This window comes from Shewanella marinintestina (genome assembly GCF_023283845.1).
Classification (GTDB): domain Bacteria; phylum Pseudomonadota; class Gammaproteobacteria; order Enterobacterales; family Shewanellaceae; genus Shewanella; species Shewanella marinintestina.
Map to the genome: position 1 here is coordinate 1 of NZ_JAKILC010000032.1, position 24,261 is coordinate 24,261.

Annotated in this window: 11 protein-coding genes and 3 pseudogenes; 11 read left to right on the top strand and 3 right to left on the bottom strand. The window is 44.3% G+C overall.

The genetic code is table 11. The features are described 5' to 3' along the window. From pfaA to L2747_RS21100, 8 genes and pseudogenes are all read left to right on the top strand, one after another. A pseudogene (gene pfaA / locus L2747_RS21065) lies at nucleotides 1–2,821 on the top strand (eicosapentaenoate synthase subunit PfaA); the annotation flags it as partial. Beyond that, nucleotides 2,821–5,118 carry an eicosapentaenoate synthase subunit PfaB gene (gene pfaB / locus L2747_RS21070; protein WP_249000888.1) on the top strand — a complete coding sequence of 766 codons (2,298 nt, stop codon included), beginning with the start codon at nucleotides 2,821–2,823 and terminating at the stop codon, nucleotides 5,116–5,118. The pseudogene pfaA and the gene pfaB, both read left to right, overlap by 1 nt. Beyond that, nucleotides 5,118–11,126, top strand: a complete 6,009-nt coding sequence (pfaC, locus tag L2747_RS21075) for an eicosapentaenoate synthase subunit PfaC (protein ID WP_249000889.1) — start codon at nucleotides 5,118–5,120, stop codon at nucleotides 11,124–11,126. The genes pfaB and pfaC overlap by 1 nt, the downstream gene beginning before the upstream one ends. 254 nt (nucleotides 11,127–11,380) lie before the next feature. Then, the gene (gene pfaD / locus L2747_RS21080; protein ID WP_249000890.1) at nucleotides 11,381–13,009 is read left to right on the top strand and encodes an eicosapentaenoate synthase subunit PfaD; all 1,629 of its coding nucleotides are present in this window, start codon (nucleotides 11,381–11,383) and stop codon (nucleotides 13,007–13,009) included. 121 nt (nucleotides 13,010–13,130) lie between these two features. Further along, nucleotides 13,131–13,334 (top strand): annotated as a pseudogene (locus tag L2747_RS21085) (2-nitropropane dioxygenase); the annotation flags it as partial. A gap of 123 nt (nucleotides 13,335–13,457) precedes the next feature. Then, nucleotides 13,458–13,672, top strand: a pseudogene (locus tag L2747_RS21090) (2-nitropropane dioxygenase); the annotation flags it as partial. Nucleotides 13,673–14,136: 464 nt separating this feature from the next. After that, the gene (locus tag L2747_RS21095; RefSeq protein WP_249000891.1) at nucleotides 14,137–15,633 is read left to right on the top strand and encodes a sensor domain-containing diguanylate cyclase; all 1,497 of its coding nucleotides are present in this window, start codon (nucleotides 14,137–14,139) and stop codon (nucleotides 15,631–15,633) included. Nucleotides 15,634–15,834: 201 nt separating this feature from the next. Beyond that, nucleotides 15,835–16,383, top strand: a complete 549-nt coding sequence (locus tag L2747_RS21100) for a prepilin-type N-terminal cleavage/methylation domain-containing protein (protein WP_249000892.1) — start codon at nucleotides 15,835–15,837, stop codon at nucleotides 16,381–16,383. 76 nt (nucleotides 16,384–16,459) lie between these two features. Here L2747_RS21100 and L2747_RS21105 read toward each other — a convergent pair whose 3' ends face one another. Then, a complete protein-coding gene (locus L2747_RS21105; protein ID WP_249000893.1) occupies nucleotides 16,460–17,413 on the bottom strand; it encodes an ornithine cyclodeaminase family protein in 954 nt (317 codons plus the stop codon). Further along, a complete protein-coding gene (locus L2747_RS21110; RefSeq protein WP_249000894.1) occupies nucleotides 17,382–18,548 on the bottom strand; it encodes a DSD1 family PLP-dependent enzyme in 1,167 nt (388 codons plus the stop codon). The genes L2747_RS21105 and L2747_RS21110 overlap by 32 nt, the downstream gene beginning before the upstream one ends. A 197-nt stretch (nucleotides 18,549–18,745) precedes the next feature. Between L2747_RS21110 and L2747_RS21115 the strand changes: the two genes are divergently transcribed. Next, a complete protein-coding gene (locus L2747_RS21115; RefSeq protein ID WP_249000895.1) occupies nucleotides 18,746–19,678 on the top strand; it encodes a LysR substrate-binding domain-containing protein in 933 nt (310 codons plus the stop codon). 21 nt (nucleotides 19,679–19,699) lie between these two features. On the opposite strand, the gene L2747_RS21120 is transcribed toward L2747_RS21115, so the two are convergent. After that, nucleotides 19,700–22,018 (bottom strand): penicillin acylase family protein, encoded by a 2,319-nt coding sequence (locus L2747_RS21120; RefSeq protein WP_249000896.1) that lies wholly within the window; start codon nucleotides 22,016–22,018, stop codon nucleotides 19,700–19,702. 237 nt (nucleotides 22,019–22,255) lie between these two features. Between L2747_RS21120 and L2747_RS21125 the strand changes: the two genes are divergently transcribed. Continuing rightward, nucleotides 22,256–22,507 carry a hypothetical protein gene (locus L2747_RS21125; protein WP_249000897.1) on the top strand — a complete coding sequence of 84 codons (252 nt, stop codon included), beginning with the start codon at nucleotides 22,256–22,258 and terminating at the stop codon, nucleotides 22,505–22,507. A 646-nt stretch (nucleotides 22,508–23,153) separates the two neighbouring features. Continuing rightward, nucleotides 23,154–24,155, top strand: coding sequence for a DUF4062 domain-containing protein (locus tag L2747_RS21130; protein ID WP_249000898.1), 1,002 nt, complete (start codon nucleotides 23,154–23,156; stop codon nucleotides 24,153–24,155). Nucleotides 24,156–24,261: the final 106 nt, after the last annotated feature.

Sequence of the window (24,261 nt, forward strand, 5' to 3'; positions counted from 1 at the left end):
GATGTCTGTGGTTGCCGAAAAGACTGGCTACCCAACTGAAATGCTTGAACTTGGCATGGATATGGAAGCCGATTTAGGTATCGACTCAATTAAACGCGTTGAAATTCTTGGTACAGTTCAAGATGAGTTACCAGGTTTACCAGAGCTTAATCCTGAAGATCTAGCTGAGTGTCGTACACTGGGCGAAATCGTTAGCTACATGAACTCAAAGCTTTCATCAGTTGCTGTTACAGCTTCTGCGACTGTTGCACCAGCAGCTACTTCTGCAGAACCAACCGTAGAGCTTCCTCCTCATAGCGAGGTAGCGCTAAAAAAGCTTAATGCGGCGGACAAGCTAGAAAATTGTTTCGCCGCAGACGCAAGTGTTGTGATCAACGATGATGGTCACAACGCAGGTGTTTTAGCTGAGAAACTAATTAAACAAGGTCTTAAAGTTGCCGTTGTGCGTTTACCTAAAGGTCAGCCTCAATCGCCACTTTCAAGTGACGTTGCCAGCTTTGAACTTACCTCAAGCGATGAGTCTGAGCTAGAGACAAGTATTGCTGCAGTTATCGCGCAGATTGAAACTGAGGTTGGCACTATTGGTGGCTTTATCCACTTGCAACCAGAAGCGAATACCGCTGAACAAACAGCAGTTAACCTTGATGGGCAAAGCTTTACTCACGTGAGCAATGCGTTCTTGTGGGCTAAACTGTTGCAACCAAAGCTCGTAGCTGCATCAGACGCTCGTCGCTGTTTTGTAACAGTAAGCCGTATCGACGGCGGCTTTGGTTACTTAAATACTGACGCTTTAAAAGGTGCAGAACTTAACCAAGCTGCATTAGCAGGGTTAACTAAAACCCTAAGCCATGAATGGCCACAGGTTTTCTGTCGTGCGCTCGATATTGCAACAGATGTTGATGCAACTCATTTAGCCGATGCGATCACTAGCGAACTATTTGATAGCAACGCTCAACTTCCTGAAGTGGGTATCTCTTTCGGTAAAAAAGATGAGCTAACTCGAGTGACCTTAGTTGCCGGAGAAGCTGCAAACAAAACAGCAAAAGCTGAGCTTAACAGTACAGATAAAATACTGGTGACTGGGGGCGCAAAAGGCGTAACCTTTGAATGTGCACTAGCACTGGCGAAACGTACTCAGTCGCACTTTATCTTAGCAGGCCGTAGTGAATTACAAGCTTTGCCAAGCTGGGCTGCAGGTAAGCAAACCAGCGAGCTAAAGTCAGCCGCCATTGCTCATATTATCTCTACAGGTCAAAAGCCAACGCCAAAGCAAGTTGAAGCCGCGGTGTGGCCAGTACAGAGCAGCATTGAGATTAATGCAGCCCTAGCCGCCTTTAGCGAGGTTGGTGCATCAGCTGAATACGTTAGCATGGATGTTACCGACAGCGCAGCAATCACAGCAGCACTTAATGGTCGCTCAAATGAAATCACCGGTCTTATTCACGGTGCGGGCGTACTAGCCGACAAGCATATTCAAGACAAGACTCTTGCTGAACTTGCTAAAGTTTACGGCACTAAAGTCAATGGCTTAAAGGCATTACTGGCAGCACTTGAGCCAAGTAAGATTAAACTGCTGGCAATGTTCTCATCGGCCGCTGGTTTTTACGGTAATACCGGCCAAAGCGATTATGCGATGTCAAACGACATTCTTAACAAGGCAGCGTTGCAGTTCACTGCACGTAACCCACAAGCTAAAGTAATGAGCTTTAACTGGGGCCCTTGGGATGGCGGCATGGTTAACCCTGCGCTTAAAAAGATGTTTACCGACCGTGGCGTATACGTCATTCCACTTAAAGCGGGCGCAGAGCTATTTGCGACTCAGCTATTAGGTGAAACAGGCGTACAGTTGCTAATTGGTACATCAATGCAAGGCGGAAGCGATACAAAAGCAACTGAGACTGCTTCTGTAAAAAAGCTTAATGCGGGTGAGGTGCTAACTGCATCGCATCCGCGTGCTGACGCACAAAATTTACCTTTGCAAGCCGTCACTGTTACTCGAACATTAACCCCGAGTGCGATGGTCTTCATTGAAGATCACCGCATTGGCGGTAACAGCGTGCTGCCAACGGTATGTGCTATTGACTGGATGCGTGAAGCGGCGAGCGATATGCTTGGCGCTCAAGTAAAAGTCATAAATTACAAACTGCTAAAAGGTATTGTATTTGAAACCGATGCTGCTCAAGAGTTAACCCTTGAGCTAACGCCAACAGGTGAAGATGCAACACTGAATGCGTTGATCAGCAGTAATGGCCGCCCACAATATCAAGCAACACTTGTAGGTAACATAACCACTGGGCATGCTAGCAAGCAGTTTAACTTAAGCAAAGCTAAGGTGATCACCACAGCGAAGGAACTTTATAGTAACGGCACCTTGTTCCACGGGCCGCGTCTACAAGGGATCCAATCTGTGGTGCAATTTGATGAGCAAAGTTTAATTGCCAACGTTGCATTACCGCAGGTAAAGCTTAGCGATTGTGGAGAGTTCTTGCCGCAAGCCCATGTGGGTGGTAGTCAGCCTTTTGCTGAGGATTTGCTACTGCAAGCCATGCTAGTTTGGGCAAGACTTAAAACTGGCGCGGCAAGCTTGCCATCCAGCATTGGTGAGTTTATCTCAAACCAGCCAATGGCATTTGGTGAAACCGGTACCATTGAGCTTGAAGTCATTAAGCATAACAAACGCTCACTTGAAGCCAATGTTGCGCTATACCGAGCTAACGGCGAGTTAAGTGCCATGTTTAAGTCGGCTAAAATCACTATTAGCAAAAGCTTAAACCCCGCATTTTTACCTGCTGCGCTAGCAAACGACAGTGAGGCGAAATAGTGGAACAAACGCCTAATACAAGTGTGATGCCACTTCGCATCGCACTTATCTTACTGCCAACGCCGCAGTTTGATATTAACACTGTCGACCAGTCCGTTTTAGCGAGCTATCAAACAGTGCAGCCAGAGCTAAATGCCCTACTTAACAGTGCACCGTCACCTGAAATGCTCAGCATCACTATCTCCGATGATAGCGATGCCAACAGCTTTGAGTCGCAGCTAAATGCTGCGACCAACGCAATTAACAATGGCTATATCGTCAAGCTTGCAACAGCAACTCATGCTTTGTTGATGCTACCTGCATTAAAAGCGGCGCAAATGCGGATCCATCCTCATGCGCAGCTTGCTGCTATGCAACAAGCTGAAGTTACGCCAATGAGTCAAGATGGACTGCCAGCTAATGCGCTAAGCCAGTCTCTTATACAAGCCAAACGTAGCTTAAGTGATGTCAGCGTGAATGAGTGTTTTGAGAACCTCAATAGTGAGCAGCAGTTCACAGAGGTTTATTCACTTATTCAGCAACTTGCTAGCCGCACCCATGTAAGAAAAGCTGTTCATCAAGGTGTCGAACTGGGTGCTAAACAGGCTAAAAGCCACTATTGGTTTAGCGAGTTTCATCAAAACCGCGTTGCCGCCATCAACTTTGTGAATGGCCAACAAGCAACCAGCTATGTGCTAAGCCAAGGCACAGGCTCATTAGCACCTAAGTCGATGCTAAGCGGCCAAAGATTAATGTTTATCTTGCCCGGCAATAGTGAGCAAGATATTGCAGCATCGATAGCTAAGCTAATGCAGCAATTAGCCAGCTTGCAGGTAACAGAGACTGGTGAGCTTTCTCTAGCACATCAACAAGTGCTGCTCAGCATAATGCATGACAATTTGGTTAACGCTGCGAGACTGTTTAGTAGCCATAATAAGCCCGCTTATCAGGCTGTTATTCAAGCGAGCTCATTCGTCGCAGCTAAACAAGAATTAAATGCGCTGAACGATGCACTAGCAGCGCTTTTTGCTGAGCAAACAAACGCTAATTTAAGTCATGGTAGCTTAAGTCAATATAAAACCCCTGCGGGTAGTTATTTGAGCCTAACACCGCTTGGTAATAGCGATAACGACGCCCAAGCGGGGCTCGCTTTTGTTTATCCTGGTGTGGGTACGGTTTATGCCGATATGCTTAATGAATTGCATCAGTACTTCCCTGCTCTTTACGCCAAACTTGAGCGTGAAGGCGATTTAAAGTCGATGCTACAAGCTGAAGATATCTATCATCTTGACCCTAAACATGCCGCCAAGATGAGCTTAGGTGACTTAGCCATTGCTGGCGTGGGTAGCAGCTACTTGTTAACTCAGCTGCTAACCGATGAGTTTAATATTGAGCCTAATTTTGCTTTAGGTTACTCAATGGGTGAAGCATCAATGTGGGCAAGCTTAGGCGTATGGCAAAACCCGCATGCGCTAATTAGCAAAACCCAAACCGACCCGCTTTTCACTTCGGCTATTTCCGGCAAATTAACCGCTGTTAGACAGGCTTGGCAGCTTGATGACACCGCCGCAGAGATCCAGTGGAATAGCTTTGTGGTTAGAAGTGAAGCTGCGCCAATTGAGGCATTACTAAAAGATTACCCACACGCTTACCTCGCGATTATTCAAGGTGACACCTGCGTCATTGCGGGCTGTGAAACCCAATGCAAAGCACTGCTTGCAGCACTGGGCAAACGCGGTATTGCAGCCAATCGCGTAACAGCAATGCATACGCAACCTGCAATGCAAGAGCATCAAAACGTGATGGATTTTTATCTGCAACCGTTAAAAGCTGAGCTTCCTAGTGAAATAGGTTTTATCAGCGCCGCAGATTTAACCGCTAAGCAAACGGTGAGTGAGCAAGCACTTAGCAGCCTAGTCGTTGCTCAGTCTATTGCCGACACCTTCTGCCAAACCTTGGACTTTACCGCGCTAGTACATCACGCCCAACATCAGGGCGCGAAGCTGTTTGTTGAAATCGGTGCGGATAGACAAAACTGCACCTTGATCGACAAGATTGCTAAACAAGATAGTGCCAGCAGTGCAAAACATCAGCCTTGTTGCACTGTGCCAATGAACGCTAAGGGTAGCCAAGACATTACCAGCGTGATTAAGGCTATAGGCCAATTAATTAGCCATAACGTGCCGTTATCGCTGCAACCATTTATTGATGGACTCAAGCGCGAGCTAGCGCATTGCCAATTAATCGCCCACTCGGCGGCAAAGCAGTCAACTGCGATTGAGTCTAACCAAGACCATTTACTTCAAGGGGAAGTCTAATGTCATTACCAGACAATGCTTCTAACCCTCTTTCCCAAAGTGGAAAAGGCGCGACTAACGCAAGTAAAACCAGTAAACAAAGCAAAATCGCCATTGTCGGTTTAGCCACTCTGTATCCAGATGCTAAAACCCCGCAGGAATTTTGGCAGAACCTGCTGGATAAACGCGACTCTCGCAGCACCTTAACTAACGAAAAACTCGGTGCTAACAGCAGCGATTATCAAGGTGTACAAGGCCAGTCCGACCGCTTTTATTGTAATAAAGGCGGCTATATTGAAAACTTTCAATTTAACCCTGCGGGCTACAAGCTGTCAGAGCAAAGCTTAACTGGTTTAGATGACAGCTTTCTTTGGGCGCTAGACACCAGCCGCAATGCGTTAACGGATGCCGGAATTGATATCAACGGCGCAGACTTAAGCCGCACAGGTGTAGTAATGGGCGCTTTATCGTTCCCAACTACCCGCTCCAACGATCTGTTTTTGCCGATTTATCACAGCGCGGTTGAGAAAGCCCTGCAAGATAAACTCGGCGCAAAAGCATTTAAGTTAAGCCCAACTAATGCCCATACAGCTCGAGCAGCAAATGAAAGCAACCTAAACGCAGCCAATGGTGCCATTGCTCATAACAGCTCAAAAGTGGTTGCCGATGCGTTAGGTCTTGGCGGCGCACAGCTAAGCCTTGATGCCGCCTGTGCAAGTTCGGTTTACTCATTAAAGCTTGCTTGTGATTATTTAAGCACAGGCAAGGCCGATATCATGTTGGCTGGAGCAGTCTCTGGCGCGGATCCTTTCTTTATCAACATGGGATTCTCGATTTTTCACGCCTACCCAGATCACGGCATTTCAGTACCGTTTGATGGCAGCAGTAAAGGCTTATTTGCCGGCGAAGGCGCTGGCGTATTAGTGCTTAAACGCCTTGAAGATGCAGAGCGCGACAATGACAAAATCTATGCGGTTGTCAGTGGCGTTGGGCTTTCAAACGACGGTAAAGGCCAGTTTGTATTAAGCCCGAACCCTAAAGGTCAGGTAAAAGCCTTTGAACGTGCCTATGCCGCCAGTGATATTGAGCCAAAAGACATTGAAGTGATTGAGTGCCACGCAACAGGTACGCCGCTGGGTGATAAGATTGAGCTCACTTCAATGGAAACCTTCTTTGAAGACAAGCTGCAAGGTACTGATGCACCGTTAATTGGTTCAGCCAAGTCTAACTTAGGCCACCTATTAACCGCAGCCGGCATGCCGGGGATCATGAAAATGATTTTCGCCATGAAAGAAGGTTACCTGCCGCCAAGTATCAATATTAGTGATCCCATCGCTTCGCCGAAAAAACTGTTTGGTAAACCAACTCTGCCTAGCATGGTTCAAGGCTGGCCAGATAAACCATCGAATAATCATTTTGGAGTGAGAAGTCGTCACGCCGGCGTATCGGTTTTTGGCTTTGGTGGTTGTAATGCTCACCTATTGCTTGAGTCATACAATGGCAAAGGGACTGTAAAGACAAAACCCACTCAAGCCGCGCGTCAAGCTGAGCCGCTAAAAGTGGTTGGCCTTGCCTCACACTTTGGTTCGCTTAGCAGTATCAATGCACTTAATAATGCAGTGACTCAAGACGGTAACGGTTTTATCGAACTACCGAAAAAGCGCTGGAAAGGCCTTGAAAAGCACAGTGAATTACTGGCTGAGTTTGGATTAGCAGCAGCGCCAAAAGGTGCCTATGTCGATAACTTTGAGTTAGACTTTTTACGCTTTAAACTGCCACCTAACGAAGATGATCGTTTGATCTCACAGCAGCTAATGCTAATGCGTGTTACAGACGAAGCGATTCGTGATGCCAAGCTAGAACCTGGGCAGAAAGTGGCGGTATTAGTAGCAATGGAAACCGAACTTGAACTGCATCAGTTCCGCGGCCGCGTTAACTTGCATACTCAGCTAGCACAAAGCCTTGCTGCCATGGGCGTCAGTTTATCAACGGATGAATACCAAGCGCTTGAAGCCATTGCCATGGACAGCGTACTTGATGCAGCTAAGCTGAATCAGTACACCAGCTTTATTGGTAATATTATGGCGTCACGTGTGGCGTCACTATGGGACTTTAATGGTCCAGCCTTTACCATTTCTGCCGCAGAGCAATCGGTGAGTCGCTGTATCGATGTGGCGCAAAATCTCATCATGGAAGATAACCTTGATGCGGTAGTCATTGCAGCAGTTGATCTATCAGGTAGCTTTGAGCAAATCATTCTCAAAAATGCTATTTCACCGGTCGCAATTGAGCCAAACCGCGACGCGAATAAGTGGAATGTAGGTGAAGGTGCTGGCGCGGTCGTGCTTGTTAAAGATGAAGCGACATCTGGCTGCTCATACGGTCAAATTGATGCGCTTGGATTTGCTAAAACTGCTGAAACCGCTTTAGCAACCGACAAGTTACTGAGCCAAACTGCCACCAACTTTAATACGGTTAAAGTGATTGAAACCATGGCTGCACCTGCTAGCCAAATTCAATTAGCGCCAATAGCAGCACCGCAGGTTACTCATACTGCTGCTGAGCAGCGCATTGGTCACTGCTTTGCCGCAGCAGGTATGGCAAGCCTATTACACGGCTTACTTAACTTAAATGCTGTAGCCCAAACCAATAAAGCCAATTGCGCGCTAATCAACAATATTAGTGAAAACCAATTATCACAGCTATTGATTAGCCAAACCGCTAGTGAACAACAAGCATTAACTGCGCGTTTAAGCAGTGAGCTTAAATCGGATGCAAAACACCAGCTGGTTAAGCAAGTCACTTTAGGTGGCCGCGATATCTACCAGCATATTGTTGATACGCCGCTTGCAAGCCTTGACGTGATTACGCAAAAGATGGCGCAAGCGACAGCATCGACCGTGGTCAACCAAGTTAAACCGATTAAGGCCGCAGGCTCATTCGAAACGGCTGGCTCACTCGAAACGGAAAGCTCAGTAGAGCCACAAATAACAATTGCAGCACAACAGACTGCAAACATTGGCGTCACCGCTCAGGCACCCAAACGCGAATTAGGTACCCCACCAATGACAACAAATACCATTGCTAATACAGCAAATACAACAAACAAGACTCTCGATAGTGTTACTGGCGATACTGCTACTGGAAATATTAGCACTGGCGATCTCGCTAATTTCCAACACAATCAACAGCTCACTCAGCAAGCTCACTTAGCTTTTCTAGAGAGCCGCAATGCCGGTATGAAGGTCGCTGACGCTCTGCTAAAACAGCAGCTAGCCCAAGTAACAGGGCAAACTATCGATACTCAGGCCGTCGATATTCAAGCCATCGATGCTCAAGCTACAACACTTGCAGCAACTCATACTCCAATGCAAGCTGCACCAGTGCAAAACAGTGTTGTTGAGTTAAAGCCTGATCACGCTAATGTGCCGCCTTACACCCCGCCTGTACCAGCGTTAAAGCCGTGTATCTGGAACTATGCCGATTTAGTGGAGTACGCAGAAGGCGATATCGCTAAGGTATTTGGCAGTGATTATGCGATTATCGACAGCTACTCACGCCGCGTACGTCTGCCAACCACCGACTACTTGCTGGTATCGCGCGTGACTAAACTTGATGCGACCATGAATCAGTTTAAGCCATGCTCAATGACGACTGAATACGACATCCCTGTTGATGCGCCGTATCTAGTTGATGGGCAAATTCCTTGGGCGGTAGCAGTTGAGTCTGGTCAGTGTGACTTAATGCTTATCAGCTACTTAGGCATCGACTTTGAGAACAAAGGCGATCGCGTTTATCGTTTACTTGATTGTACCCTCACCTTCTTAGGTGACTTGCCTCGTGGCGGCGACACGCTGCGCTATGACATTAAGATCAACAACTATGCTCGCAACGGCGACACCTTGTTGTTCTTCTTCTCGTATGAGTGTTTTGTTGGCGACAAAATGATCCTCAAGATGGATGGCGGTTGTGCTGGCTTCTTCACTGATGAAGAACTTGCCGACGGTAAAGGAGTTATTCGCACTGAAGAAGAGATTAAAGCTCGTAGCCTAGTGCAAAAGCAGCGCTTTAACCCACTACTTGATTGCCCTAAAACTCAGTTTAGCTATGGCGATATTCATAAGCTATTAACGGCTGATATTGCAGGTTGTTTTGGCCCAAGCCACTGTGGCGCCCACCAGCCGTCTCTTTGCTTCGCATCAGAAAAATTCTTGATGATTGAACAAGTCAGCAAGGTTGATCGCACAGGCGGTACTTGGGGTCTAGGTTTAATCGAAGGCCATAAGCAGCTTGAAGCAGACCACTGGTATTTCCCTTGTCACTTTAAGGGCGACCAAGTGATGGCTGGCTCATTGATGGCAGAAGGTTGTGGCCAATTACTGCAGTTCTATATGCTGCACCTTGGTATGCACACCCAAACTCAAAATGGTCGCTTCCAGCCACTTGAAAACGCCTCACAGCAAGTACGCTGTCGCGGGCAAGTGCTACCACAATCTGGCGTACTGACTTACCGTATGGAAGTGACTGAAATTGGTTTCAGCCCGCGCCCATATGCTAAAGCTAATATCGATATCTTGCTCAACGGCAAAGCGGTAGTGGATTTCCAAAACCTAGGTGTGATGATTAAAGAGGAAGATGAGTGTACTCGTTATCCACTTTTGACTGAATCAACACAAGCGCCTGCGGCTTCTCTAAACAAAGAGTCGGAGCCTTCAGCGTCAGTTAATAAAGCGCCTGCTGCGTCTGGCAAAAAAGTATACCTGCCAGCATCAGTCAATGCGCCATTAATGGCGCAAATTCCTGATCTAACTAAAGAACCAAACAAGGGCGTTATTCCGATTTCACACGTTGAAGCGCCAATTACGCCAGACTACCCGAACCGAGTACCTGATACCGTACCGTTTACGCCGTATCACATGTTTGAGTTTGCCACCGGTAATATCGAAAACTGCTTCGGCCCAGAGTTCGCTATCTACCGCGGCATGATCCCACCACGTACACCATGTGGTGACCTGCAGGTGACCACTCGCGTTATCGAAGTCAACGGTAAGCGCGGCGACTTTAAAAAGCCATCATCGTGTATTGCTGAATATGAAGTACCTGCAGATGCTTGGTATTTCGATAAAAACAGCCACGGCGCAGTGATGCCGTATTCGATTTTGATGGAGATCTCACTGCAGCCTAACGGCTTTATCTCTGGTTACATGGGTACAACCCTCGGCTTCCCGGGCCTTGAGCTATTCTTCCGTAACTTAGATGGTAGCGGTGAGCTACTGCGTGATGTTGACCTTCGTGGTAAGACAATTCGTAATGACTCGCGACTATTATCAACCGTTATGGCAGGGACTAACATCATCCAAAGCTTTAGCTTCGAGCTAAGCACTGACGGTGAACCTTTCTATCGCGGTACCGCGGTATTTGGTTACTTCAAGGGTGATGCGCTTAAAGATCAACTCGGCCTAGATAACGGCAAAGTAACTCAGCCTTGGCATGTCGCTAATGGCGTGGCAGCAACCACAAAAGTCAACCTGCTTGATAAGAGCGGCCGTCACTTTAACGCGCCAGCTAACCAGCCACACTACCGCCTAGCCGGTGGTCAGCTGAACTTTATCGATAGCGTTGAGATTGTTGATAATGGCGGCACTGAAGGTTTAGGTTATTTGTACGCAGAGCGCACAATCGACCCAAGCGACTGGTTCTTCCAGTTCCACTTCCATCAAGACCCTGTAATGCCAGGTTCACTAGGTGTTGAAGCGATTATTGAAACCATGCAGACTTATGCAATTTCAAAAGACTTAGGCGCAGGATTCAAAAATCCTAAGTTTGGTCAAATTCTTTCTAACATCAAGTGGAAGTATCGCGGTCAAATTAACCCGCTGAATAAGCAGATGTCGATGGATGTGAGCATTACTTCAGTCAAAGATGAAGATGGTAAGAAAGTCATCACAGGTAATGCCAGCTTGAGTAAAGATGGTCTACGCATATACGAAGTATTTGATATTGCCATCTGCATCGAAGAATCTGTTTAAATCGGAGTGAGTGACTGGCTATTTTACTCAATTTCTGTGTCAAAAGTGCTCACCTATATTCATAGGCTGCGCGCTTTTTTCTGGAAATTGAGCAAAAGTATCTACGTCCTAACTCGATTTATATAATGAATGATTTAATAGTAACTAGCTGCGATTTAAACCATTAAAAAGTGAATGAATTAGATTGAAAATTTAGTTAAAAGAACAGCTAAGAGCCGCAAGCTCGATATAAATAATTAAGGGTCTTACAAATAATGAATCCTACAGCAACTAACGAAATGCTTTCTCCGTGGCCATGGGCTGTGACAGAGTCAAATATCAGTTTTGACGTGCAAGTGATGGAACAACAACTTAAAGATTTTAGCCGTGCATGTTACGTGGTAAACCACAGTGAGCAAGGCTTCGGTATTGCACAAACTGCAGACATTGTCACTGAACAAGCAGCTAACAGCACTGATCTTCCAGTGAGCGCCTTTACTCCGGCTTTGGGTACTGAAAGCCTAGGCGACAGCAATTTCCGCCGCGTTCACGGCGTCAAATACGCTTACTATGCTGGCGCAATGGCGAACGGCATTTCATCAGAAGAACTAGTTATCGCTTTAGGCCAAGCAGGCATTTTGTGCTCATTTGGCGCAGCCGGTCTTATCCCTAGTCGCGTAGAAGCGGCGATTAACCGTATTCAAGCGGCGCTACCCAATGGCCCTTACATGTTCAACCTTATCCATAGTCCAAGTGAGCCAGCATTAGAGCGTGGCAGCGTTGAGCTATTTTTAAAGCATAAAGTGCGCACTGTTGAAGCCTCAGCTTTCTTAGGCCTAACGCCACAAATCGTTTATTACCGCGCAGCAGGCTTAAGCCGCGATGCACAGGGTAAAGTCGTTGTAGGTAACAAGGTTATCGCTAAAGTTAGCCGCACCGAAGTGGCTGAAAAGTTTATGATGCCAGCGCCAGCTAAAATGCTACAAAAACTAGTGGATGACGGTTCTATCACCCCAGAGCAGATGGAGCTAGCGCAACTTGTGCCAATGGCGGATGACATCACCGCAGAAGCCGACTCTGGTGGACACACGGATAACCGACCACTAGTGACACTGCTGCCAACAATTTTAGCGCTGAAAGAAGAAATTCAAGCTAAATACCAGTACGACACCCCCATTCGTGTCGGTTGTGGCGGCGGCGTTGGTACACCCGATGCAGCGCTGGCAACATTTAACATGGGCGCGGCGTATATTGTTACCGGTTCTATCAACCAAGCTTGTGTTGAAGCTGGAGCCAGCGAGCACACTCGTAAGCTACTGGCCACCACTGAAATGGCCGATGTGACTATGGCGCCAGCGGCAGATATGTTCGAGATGGGCGTAAAACTTCAAGTGGTTAAGCGCGGCACACTATTTCCAATGCGCGCTAACAAGCTGTACGAGATCTACACCCGCTACGACTCAATTGAAGCGATTCCATTAGACGAGCGTGAAAAGCTTGAAAAACAAGTCTTCCGTTCAAACCTAGATGAGATTTGGGCGGGTACTGTGGCGCACTTTAATGAGCGTGACCCTAAGCAAATTGAACGTGCAGAGGGCAACCCTAAGCGTAAAATGGCGCTGATTTTCCGTTGGTACCTAGGGCTTTCAAGCCGCTGGTCAAATTCTGGCGAAGTAGGCCGTGAAATGGATTATCAAATCTGGGCAGGTCCGGCGCTTGGTGCCTTTAACCAATGGGCAAAAGGCAGCTATTTAGATAACTACCAAGACCGTAACGCAGTCGATTTAGCCAAGCACTTAATGTACGGCGCTGCGTACTTGAATCGCATTAATTCTTTGACTGCTCAAGGCGTAAAAGTACCAGCACAATTACTGCGCTGGAAGCCAACTCAAAGAATGGCTTAAGCGACTAGTAGAAAGCAGAAAGTCAGCCTTGTTCGGCTTTTATAAAAAGGCAAATCTATCTAAAAGCCACTAATGTTATTAGTGGCTTTTTGTTTTCACGCCGAAAATCACCAGAGACGCAGCTCTAGTCGCCTTTAACCAATGGGCAAAAGGCAGCTATTTAGATAACTCATTCAAAAACAAGCAAGACCGTAATGCAGTCGATTTAGCCAAGCACTTAATGTACGGCGCTGCGTACTTGAATCGCATTAATTCTTTGACTGCTCAAGGCGTAAAAGTACCAGCACAATTACTGCGCTGGAAGCCAACTCAAAGAATGGCCTAAGCGACTAGTAGAAAGCATAAAGTCAGCCTTGAGCGGCTTTTATAAAAAGGCAAATCTATCTAAAAGCCACTAATGTTATTAGTGGCTTTTTGTTTTGACGCCGCCCCCCCCCCCAGAGACGCAGCTCTAGTCGCCTTTAACCAATGGGCAAAAGGCAGCTATTTAGATAACTCATTCAAAAACAAGCAAGACCGTAACGCAGTCGATTTAGCCAAGCACTTAATGTACGGCGCTGCGTACTTGAATCGCATTAATTCAACCTTTCACAACATAAGGCACAAGGTGTTAAAGTGCCAGCACAATTAGTGCGTTGGAAACCAACTCAAAGAATGGCTTAATCGACTAGTAGAAAGCAGAAAGTCAGCCTTGAGCGGCTTTTATAAAAAGGCAAATCTATCTAAAAGCCACTAATGTTATTAGTGGCTTTTTATATTACCGAAAGGCAATAAACACTTTCAGTAACCTCATTAATAATACTACTCATTTGCATTGATGAAGAATGAACAAGTTCCTCAGTAAAACAACGAGGTATCTGCTTTATCTAGGTATAAAAGTTGGCTAGAGATTAGTTATTGAGCTTTACTCATATAATGGGTTAGCTCTACAAAGGTTCCTTACTATCGTCAAAATAAAGTCTCAAACCTTTAATCAATTACAACTTAGGATCTCTGCGGCCATTTTTATCCTATTTGCTGCAGCAATCTTCGCCTTTAGATATTGGGTACAACTGCCAGTACTTGAAAGTTCGTTGCTCAAATTATCAGAACAAGAACTAACATCACTAAATTACGCATTTCAGCAAATGAGTAAACCGCTACAAACCATTAATTACGACTACGCAGTGTGGGACAGAACCTACGGCTATATGAAGTCTAACTCTGCTACAGCAAAAAGGTATTATGAAAAACATGAATTCCCCAACGATACCTTCAAAAGTCTAAAGGTCGATGGTGTATTTATTTTTAATCCTAAAAACCAGCCGATGTTTACTAAAGGCTTCAACCACCGTAATGATACTTCGCTTAACTTTGAGTTAATGGACTTTAATAAATACCCGCAAAACATTGCTCTTTCACCACAAACCAAACAAGCTTTTCCACCGAAAAACAGTCCTATCGACAACCCTAATAATGTACCGTCAACCGATGGTATAATCGCCACTCGCTATGGCCCAGCGATATACAGTTCTACCAGTATTCTAAAATCTGACCGTAGCGGCGCACAACTTGGATATTTGGTTTTCATTCGATTAATTGATAAATCTTTTATTAGCGAACTTTCACAATATACCGCAGCTGGAGTAGAAATAGCCGATATAGAGAGCACTGACACTTACCTGCCCACTCTCGGCTCTAATATTAAACTCGCTAAACTATCGCCAACATCCGAGCGATTGATTAAAAATGTCGATGGCAAACCGCTTTTCAAATTAGTGCTTTACCACACCAACACCCAAGCTCCCCCTCTATTAGCGCCAAATGTGTTTATTTTACTTGCAGAAATGTCGATGCTGTTAATTCTCGCTTATTCTCTATATTCATATTTTTTAGTCACCCCCGTTAGAAAGCTCGCGATTGATATTCAAGATATGGATCGAAGCCGTGAAATTAAGAAGCTGAGATACCATTACCCCATTACAGAACTAATCAAAGTCGCAACTCATTTCAATGCGCTAATGGGCACGATTCAAGAACAAACCAAACAACTTAACGAACAAGCTTATATTGATAAACTGACTAATATCCCAAACCGCCGCAGCTTTGAGCAAAGACTTGAAACCTATTGCCAATTATTAGCAAGACAACAGATAGGCTTTACCTTAATTATTGCCGATGTTGACCATTTCAAACAATACAACGATACCTTAGGACACTTAGCTGGCGACGCAGCCTTAATTAAAGTTGCCCAGACACTGACCCAACAGTTCTATCGTGCTGAAGACATGTGTGCTCGCTTTGGTGGAGAAGAATTTATAATGCTATTTAGAGACATTCCAGATGAACCTCTACAGGCTAAACTCGATGCGATGCTATTGTCATTCAAAGATTTAGCTTTGCCTCACCCAAGCTCAGATACCGCTCCCTATGTCACCATTAGCCTCGGTGCGTGCAAAGTTGACCCCATCGAAGATTACCAGTTTAAAAACAACTCTAATGTAATTGGCAGACAAGTTTCACTCCTCGCCGATAAAGCGCTTTATCAAGCCAAAGATGCTGGTCGGAATCAATATAGAAAAGTATCAATTAGGCTAGATAGGATTGAAGAGTGTGAATCCAGCAATCCAAGCGATCAGCCATAACTTAAACTTTATAATTAGCTATAAGCAGCCTTCCAATCAGCAAGCTTGCCTTTCAGTTAAATGCCTCTAATTCCGAACATTATATTTATTGATTCAACACGCAATAAATTTCATTTTTAAACCTAGATCAAATAAATCATAGAAATGAAGGTGTAGACTGCAGCTCTAACTCTATGACTAGTATGAAAAAGTGATATAACAATGAAATCAGATGAAAAAGGATTTACATTAATTGAATTGGTAATCGTAATTATCATACTCGGTATATTAGCTGTCGTCGCAATACCTAAGTTTATTAACTTACAGGACGATGCCAGAAAATCAGCAATGGCAGGCCAATTTGCCGCCTTTGAAAGTGCAGTATCGCTTTATCATAGTGGTTGGGCCGCCGCAGGAAACTCCACAGCTGTAGAAAAACTCGCAGGGTTTGGCCAAGGCGATGTGGCGTCAAGCCCGACCGGATTTCCATATTCGACCTCTGGTACCAGCACTCACCCCTTTACAGCCTGTGAAGAGCTTTGGCATGGTATTACTACCACTGACTTTACAATTGCGGCGGTTACAGACTCCGACCTAATGACCGCAGATGTCGATATTGCTTACACGTATCGTGCAGATGAGTGTATTTATCGCGACCTGTATTTTATTCAGCGTGGTGAATCAACAAAAGTAATGGAATATAACTTTAAAACTGGCGCAATAGATATCATTGATGCGTTCTATAATGCTGATGGTTCATTACAACCATAAATACGACTTCATTTTTAAAGGGCTGTTATTACAGCCCTTTAAGCTAGGCCAGCATTAATCTTTTTATACCACAGTTTTATCTGCCACTCTGGCTCAATTTAAGAATATGAGCCGCTACAAACAAGTCTTGGATCGCAATACCTGAGCTATCAAAAATGCTCACCTCATCAGCACTTTGACGTCCTTTTGCGGACTCGTTTATCACTTGACCAATCTCAATTATCGGCGTATTTCTACTATGTTGAAACTCACCAATAACAATAGATTGAGAAGCAAAGTCGCAAAACAAGCGAGCATGACTATATAGGTCAGTTGGCAACTCTTGCTTACCCACTTTATCAGCGCCCATTGCAGAAATATGCGTTCCTGGTTGTACCCACTGCGCTTCAAATAAAGGCGCTTGAGCCGTGGTTGCTGTGATAATTATATCTGCTTGTTCACAAGCAGCTTGTGCATCACAAGCTTCGGCATTAATGCCTTTTTCTAATAAACGCTTAACCAAGAATTCAGTTTTACTAACACTACGGCCCACTACCAATACCTTAGTCAATGAGCGAACCTTGCTCACAGCTAACACCTCATATTCAGCCTGATGCCCAGTACCAAAAATGGTTAGTACTGAGGCATCTTTTCTTGCCAAATAGTTAACAGCGACCGCATCTGCAGCACCAGTGCGGTAAGCATTAACGGTTGTGGCAGCAATCACCGCCTGCAACATACCGGTTAATGGGTCGAGTAGGAATACATTGGTGCCATGGCAAGGTAAGCCTTTATCTTGATTTTCTGGCCAGTAGCTACCCGTTTTCCAACCTACGAGTTCAGGTGTTGATGCCGACTTGAGTGAAAACATCTCATTAGGGTTAGCCCCTTCAGCATTAACCACAGGGAACAAGTTTGCTTTATCGTCTATGGCAGCGACAAACGCTTCTTTAACAGCGTTGTAAGCCAGCTCATGGGAGATAAGCTTTGATGTTTGCGCTTCAGATAAATAGATCATATTACCAACCTTGTACTCTATTCCAAACGTCATAACTGCCGCTGTTAGCATCAAAAACATGATACTTGGCGTGCATTGAAGCTGTTGCACAAGCATGATTAGGCAAAATATGCAGGCGACAGCCTACAGGGAACTGCGTCAAGTTAATCTCACTACCATCTACCGTAGCAATAATGCCATGCTCTTGGTTAACAGTAATCACTTGCAGCCCTGCTAATACCTCTCCATTGTCGTCACACACTAAACCGTAACCACAATCTTTAGGTTGCTCAGCGGTACCTCTGTCACCAGACAGAGCCATCCAACCAGCATCTATAAATATCCAATTTTTATCATGATTATGACCAATCACACTGGTCACTACAGTCGCGGCAATATCACTTAACTGACAAACATTTAATCCTGCCATGACTAAATCAAAGAAGGTGTACACACCCGCTCTAACCTCGGTGATCCCATCAAGGTTTTGATAGCTATGCGCTGTTGGTGTTGAACCAATACTGACGATGTCACATTGCATACCCGCAGCGCGAATGCGCTCAGCAGCTTGTACAGCCGCAGCAACTTCATTTTGCGCCGCATCAATTAATTGCTGTTTTTCAAAACACTGATAAGACTCACCAGCGTGAGTTAGCACACCGTGAAAACTGGCTGCACCAGACGTTAGCAAGTGAGCAATTTCAATCAACTTAGCCGCTTCTGGTGGAATACCGCCACGATGACCATCACAGTCGATTTCAATTAATGCTGGAATTTGGCATTGGTTAGTTTCACAAAATTGATTCAGCTGCTGAGCCTGCTCAACGCTATCAAGCAGCACTCGAGCATTAATGCCTTGACTAAGCATTTTAGCTATTCGAGGTAGCTTGCCATCTGCAATACCTACCGCATAGATAATGTTGCTATAGCCTTGTGCCGCTAAGGCCTCAGCTTCTTTTACCGTTGACACCGTAACTGGTGAGTCTTTAGTTGGTAATAAATACTGTGCCGCTTCTAATGATCTTAGGGTTTTAAAGTGTGGACGTAAACTTGAGCCAAGCCCCTCAATTTTTTGACGTAGTTGACTGAGGTTATTAATAAATACTGGCTTATTTACATATAAAAACGGTGTATCAATTGCTTGATACTGACTTTGCTGAGTAGTGGAAAGTATTTGAGTAGATGGCATCTTTAATATCCTAGTTCACCAATCAATCTGACAAGTTTGATGCCTAGCCACAGTGGCTTGTATTCGTGAGGCTTTGGAAAGTGCTTATATTCAAAGTATTTGAAAGACATCAAACTTCTTGTTTAATGCTCAGTATCCACCAGCAGACATTTATTTTATATTAACTATTATCAAGATATAGATTAGGTTTAAACCAAATGATTAGCAGCGAAGATCTGCGCTTTATTGTCGTCATTGCCAGTCATCGCACTTTGGCTGATGCGGCGCGAACATTAAATATCACTCCGCCTTCAGTCACTTTAAGGTTGCAGCATATTGAAAAAAAACTATCGATTAGCCTTATTCAGCGGCCATCTCGCGTTGTCAGCTTAACTGAAGAAGGTCAACTGTTGCTCGATAAAAGCATTAATATTTTACAGAGTTTAGATGAGCTACAAGAGCTAATTGATCAACGTAAATCATTAGTCTCTGGCAAGTTAAGAGTACTCGCACCTCTAGGGTTCGGTAATGATTATATCGCTCCCCTGCTAGCTCAATACAAGCTTAGCCATCCACAACTAGATATAGAACTGGAGCTATCAGATAACCCTAATTGGTCAAGTCACCATAAATGGGACATCATCATTTATATTGGCGTACTAAACGATTCCTCACTAAAAATGATCACCTTAGCCACAAACCAACGGTTTATCTGTGCATCGCCACAATACCTTGAAAAAATGGGTTACCCGCAATCGCCGCAAGATCTACTTAAACATCATTGCATCGCATTAAGAGAAAATAATGAAGACGTGACCTTATGGCAATTTAGTCACAATAAACAACTCACGCACCAAGAAATAAGAATAAATCCAAGTCTTGCCAGCAATGAGGGACGAGTTATCAAAGACTGGGCACTGGCAGGGCTGGGGATTATTATGCGATCCGAGTGGGATGTACAGCCGCAAATCAACAGCGGAGAACTCGTACGCTTATTACCTGAATATAGCTTACCAAACGCCAACATTGTTGCACTACTCAGTAGCCCTCTAAAAGAAAGATCTGCACGAATATCTGGTTTTGTTAATCTGTTAAAACAGCAGCTTGGACATGCTCCATGGCATACCAAGCTACAGCATACAACGCAGTAAATCGATCAGCGCTAGGATTAGCTATTGATTTACCGAGCTAACGCTACTGGGTAAGATCTGTAATTGATGCGTCATATCGCCAGGCAAAAGCGGCGTACTTTGCTGAGTCGCATACTCTTCAAACCCTGCTCGATAGAACGCTGATAATGGGTGGCCTGATTGCCCCCCTGGCACTGTCATGATGGCATTTATCTCATCACCGGCCTGTACAATAAAGCGCTGAGATGCACCAAATGATGCGCCTTGTACCGCAGGCATAAAGCTATCACCAAAACCTTCTACCACTGGCATATCAAGTAATTGGCTTAGTACTGGGATTTGTTTAGAAAATGGATGCTGGATCTTAAGCTGATTCACTTTACCCCAAGCTAGATCTGCTAAATGGCCTTGCTCACTGTATTTTGCCAGCAATGTGTCACGACTTTTAACATAGCTTGCCAACATCAACTCTGCCCACGTTTGGTACTCTGACGGTAACCAACTCTCTGGTTCATTTTCAATAAGTTGCCAAATCCCAGGTTCAAGATTACGCTTTATCGGCGCTAAACTTTGGTTGTAATTGGCAAGTTCTGTCTCAAGTGGAGCAAATGCACTGTCGATAAGTTGCGTTCTAAAATGGCGCACTAAAGTATATCCAACAGAATCAGCACAAGCGCAAGCCTGCCAGTTTTTGACATACTCAATATCTGCAGCATATAGCTTAGGATCTCGCTCAAGATGATTAAGTAACAAGCTTTGCCACGACTGTAAAAATCGCGCTTGATTATCTAACTGTAGCCGATAAAAATCATCAACCGCAAAACTGTCTGACTCAAATAAACGATCTTTAATCTGCGTGCTGCGTGCTCCCAAGGCATAACCTCCATCACCTAAAATCTGATGTTCTTGCACCGACACTACCCTGGAGTTACCCGACCATAATCTATGCTGTTCTGGATTTAAAACCTGAGGTAACTGTTGATTACGCTTTTGCCAATTGACTGGTTGATACTCCTTGGTTGAAATTGCTATATCACTCGGATTAGTTCTAGATGGGAAAGCACCTGCGGGTTTCCAAGCCGCATTACCAGAGTCATCGACCAACAACATGTTTTGCACCGGAATACCCATCGTTGATGCTAATTCAAGTCCCTCTTCAACACTGGTAATGCTATCTAACTCCACAAGCTGCATATCAACAGCATAAGGCTGATGTCCAACCCAAGAAAGCGCATAACGTTGCTCGCCAAGTTGCTTTACTGGGCCATAGGGCGACATTTCAATCTCGAACATCACCTCACCTTCAGGCAAAGCAATACGCTCATTTTCAATATAAGTAGGTGTTTTTTTATCCAAGGCTATCCAATCCGCAGTGTCGATATAGGCATTGGTAAAGCCCCACGCAACATTACCATTACTGCCAACAACAATCGCCGGTGCGCCAGGAAGCGACACTCCTGTGATCTGCACATTTTGTTTTTGGTTAAGGCTGTAATTAAGCTGAGCTCGATACCAGATAATGGGTACCGCAAAGGATAAGTGCATATCATCTGATAACATCGCCTTACCATTGTCACTCAAGGCGGCAGTTATCGCCCAATTGTTACTACCAATCTCCAGTGGTTCTTCAATCATACTATCAATAGCCTGACTCAGTAACATCGGAGACAGTGGCGGAATAGCCGCGCTATCCAACGCGATTAAACTGGAATCTAAAGCCGCTTGATAATGGCTTGGCTGTGTTAAAAATCGGCGCATAGGTTGACCAAATAGTTGTTCTATTTGAGTTAAAGCTAAATCCCGTTTAATGGTATTACCCTGCAAATCTAAATACATACTAAAAATAACTAGCAAGCTATCAGCAGCTTGCCATGGTTTAGGCTCTGCACCTGTAAGTATGTATTCAAATGAACTGAGTCTCTGAGCAGCTAACGCATCATTCACCCCATTAGCGTAGATCGTTAGCAAGGACAAATGCTGTGGGGTTAAGGTCTCTACAATCTGATTAGCGCGTTTGCGTAACTGATGAAAGCGACGACGCTTATCTAAGTTAAGCGCTTTTTCACCAAAAATCTCAGCAAGTTCACCTGCCGCATTTCGCCTTAATAAATCCATTTGAAAAAAACGGTCTTGCCCATGGGCGTAACCAAGGCCATAAGCAGCATCTTGACGGTTATCAGCATGAACAATAGCCGTACCTAAACGATCTCGTCCAACACTGACCTTATTGCTAATACTTTCACTACTAATGGTTTTATCTAAGTCAGGAAGGCTAAGTGAAAATGCCCAATATGAACCGGCCACAGTCATAACAGCTAATGATGACGTAACAATTAGCGCTATTTTTATTATTTTATGCATTGCCTTGGCTTTCCTAGCGGTAAATATAGAGATATTAATCATCATAAACTGAGTTGCAAAAATGTTAAACAGTCATTTGAATTTGCCTTTGTACATATCAGCAAGCTAGCTTTACGTAAAATAGAGCAGGAAACTACCCACAAAAATTAAGAATTAACCTAATAAGGCTTGCTTGTTTATTCGCTTTATTTAGCCAGAGTTTATGGCAAAATAGCGCTAAATTAACGAGGACAATTTATGGCGAAACCAAATAAGAAAGGCCCAACAAAGACTGTTGAGATCTTCTGCGCCAAATGTAAAACCCAACTGTTTAAGTATCGAAAAGGGGGCAAAGGCGCACTAATTAAGTGCTTTAAAGAACGTATTGTTGATGATTACACCAAAACGCCCTGCCAATGTCCGAGCTGCGACCAAACATTCGCTAGAGACACGCTAATTCGCGGTGCTCCAGCATTTAAGATGGTTGGTGGCAAGGTCACAATGAAATAATCGCCTTGGAATAAAGGCTGGTTACATTTTTTTGGATCCTTGCTACAGGAGTACTTATTCTAAATTGTCGCTTTAGAGTGGTTAATCGCCTGCCGCGGGCGGATGTGCAGACACTGCTGAAGCACGCCTTAAGTACGTCCATGTAGGCTCAACGAAAACAAACAATATCTCTATTTAAACGCCAGTTCGGCATCAATGCCTCTTGTTCGAGAGCTTGATAACTTCGTTATCTCTCACCATGTTTTCGACGGATTCAGCTGTATCTGCACAGATAATTGGTGTACTCATTTGGCTGAGATGTTTGGTTTCTAAATTAGAAGTGCCCCTTTATCAGTTTCAGGCGATAAGCTGCACAGAACAGTGACGAGCCAGTTGACCTACTTTTGCTAATCGATAAATGGCTGTTACTGATCACTTTCGATAAGACATCAATACCAATGCTCACTTTGCTCATTTTTGTGCCCGTTTATCCAGCAACAATCTGGTAGAGTGCTTATAAATCAATAGCTTTTCTTCAGTAAAAATCAAATAATAGGTTTATTAAATGTGCATGCGCGTTTTGCCAGATATACGCGCATGCGCACTATACAAATGTTATGCACCAGAGCCATATGGTGATGGTTAACCAAATAAATGAAGAGAATATATGGATAAGCGTTATCAAGTTTTTGTAAGTTCAACTTATGTTGATCTTCAGGAAGAAAGGCAAAGTGTTTTACAAACATTAATGGAAATGGATTGTATTCCTGCTGGTATGGAGTTATTTCCAGCTGCAGATGAGGAACAGTGGGAGTTCATTAAGCGTATAATTGATGATTGTGATTATTACTTACTTATCATTGGTGGTCGATATGGTTCTACGGCTGATGACGGTCTCAGTTATACCGAAAAAGAATTTGATTATGCCGTGAGTAAAGGTATTAAAGTAATTGCTTTATTGCATAAATCACCAGATGACCTGCCTCGCTCAAAATCAGAAATAGAAGAAGATAATTATAATAAACTCCAAAGTTTTAGATCAAAGGTTAGTGATGGTCGATTAGTTAGGTTTTGGGATAATGCAGCTCAATTACCAGGAGAGGTATCACTCAGTTTAAATAAAACGATGAGATTATTTCCAGCAGTTGGTTGGGTTAGAGGGGACTCAGCAGCTTCCCCTGAGTTACTCATTGAAATTAATAACCTACGAAAACGTAATGATGAACTGCAATTGCAACTTCAGGAAAGTCAGCTATCTCAACCACTGATTCCAAAAGAGGAATTAGCCGATTGGGATAGTACTATTGAGATAAATGGTTCGTATAGTTTATATGCAAGATCTATGGGGCAACAAACTCAATATTGCAAATGGCATAATTCTGTTTCGTGGAGCCAAATTTTTAGTGCTATATCACCGTTTATAGCAGATAAAGCTTTTGATAGTGATGTTAATCAATTTACTGCGCAACAATTTAGTAAGGTTGACTGTAATAATATTAACATGACTTCATTATTGGTAAATGAGCAGGATTTATATACGATTCGAATTCAATTCTTAGCTTTGGGATTAATTGAAATTGATAACGAACATCCACAAGCACAATGGCTATTAACTAATTTAGGTATGCAGACAATGCTTAAGTATCGAGTTATCAGCAAAGGTGCATAATCGGGTAGCCGGAGGTATCTAGCCTCCAGCCCCCACACCACCCTGCATGCGGCTCCGCACAGGGCGGTTCATTTAGAACACCTAATTCATTTTCTGATTAGGATAT